2 protein-coding genes are annotated in these 1,443 nt (G+C 63.2%); both read left to right on the forward strand.

All coding sequences use genetic code 11. The features are described from left to right. A partial coding sequence (locus tag EN932_RS36020) for a cyanophycin synthetase (RefSeq protein ID WP_281061577.1) occupies positions 1-669 on the forward strand: 669 nt, incomplete at its 5' end. 18 nt (positions 670-687) lie between these two features. Continuing rightward, the coding region (mraY, locus tag EN932_RS36025) for a phospho-N-acetylmuramoyl-pentapeptide-transferase (protein ID WP_128369523.1) at positions 688-1,443 on the forward strand (756 nt) is incomplete at its 3' end.

Below are 1,443 nucleotides of genomic sequence, written 5' to 3' on the forward strand. Positions count from 1 at the left end.
CTGCATGCCGATCATTCCGACATCACCGCCAGGATCGGCGGCCACGAAGTGACGGCGCGGATCGGCGCGCCCGGCCGCCATATGGTGCAGAACGTGCTGGCGGTGCTGGGTGCGGCGCATCTGGTCGGCGCCGATCTCGACAAGGTTGCTTCAGCACTGGCCGATCTCTCCGCCGAGCGCGGGCGCGGCAAGCGCCATGTGCTGCGCCATCCCGGTGGCTCGACTTCGAGCCACCCCGGTGGACTGATCACGCTGATCGACGAAAGCTACAACGCCAATCCGGCATCGATGGCTGCTGCGATGGCGTTGCTCAACGCGACGCCGGTGACGGGCGAGGGCCGCCGCATCGCCGTGCTCGGCGACATGCTCGAACTCGGCGACCATTCGACCAAGCTGCATGCGGCCCTTGCCGATCTCATCGTCGGCACGGGCACGCAGACCGTTTTTCTTGGCGGCCCGGAAATGCGGGCGCTGGCCGAAGCGCTGCCGGCTGACATCAAGACGGAATACCGCGCCGGTGTCGAGGAGCTGAAGCCGGTGCTGCTTGCCGCGCTCAAGCCGGGTGACGTGGTGATGATCAAATCGTCGAAGGGCATCGGTTTTGCAAAACTGGTCGATGCGCTGCTGGGCAAATTCCCGGCTGAATCGACAACCAGAAAACAGACCTAGGTCGGGGGACGAAAGCGCATGTTCACACTGCTCGTCGATTTTGCGGACAAGGTCTCGGTCTTCAATGTCTTCCGCTACATCACCTTCCGCACCGGTGGCGCGCTGATCACGTCGGCGCTGATCGTCTTCATCTTTGGACCGACCATCATCAATTCGCTGCGGCTGCGGCAAGGCAAGGGCCAGCCGATCCGCGCCGACGGGCCGCAGACACATTTCAAGAAGGCCGGCACGCCGACCATGGGCGGGCTGATGATCCTGTCGGGCATCATCGGCTCGTCGCTTTTGTGGGCGAACCTGTCGAGCATCTATGTCTGGGTGGTGCTGCTGGTGACGCTGGGCTTCGGCTCGATCGGCTTTTACGACGACTATCTGAAGGTCACCAAGCAGTCGCATCTCGGCTTTTCCGGCAAGGCACGGCTGGCGCTGGAATTCGTCATCGCCGGCATCGCCGCCTGGGTGATCATGCACAATGGCCAGGCGCCGTTCTCGTCGTCGCTGACTTTTCCCTTCGCCAAGGAATTCATCGTCAATCTCGGCTGGTTTTTCATTCCGTTCTCCTGCTTCGTCATCGTCGGCGCCGGCAATGCGGTGAACCTGACCGACGGCCTTGACGGCCTGGCGATCGTGCCGATCATGATCGCGGCTGCCTCCTTCGGCGTCATCGCCTATCTCTCCGGCAACGCCGTGTTCGCCGAATATCTGCAGATCCATTTCGTGCCCGGCACCGGTGAACTGGCGGTCGTGCTCGGCGCGGTCATCGGCGCTGGCCTCGGC

It is taken from the genome of Mesorhizobium sp. M7A.F.Ca.US.002.01.1.1 (genome assembly GCF_004022955.1).
Taxonomy (GTDB): domain Bacteria; phylum Pseudomonadota; class Alphaproteobacteria; order Rhizobiales; family Rhizobiaceae; genus Mesorhizobium; species Mesorhizobium ciceri.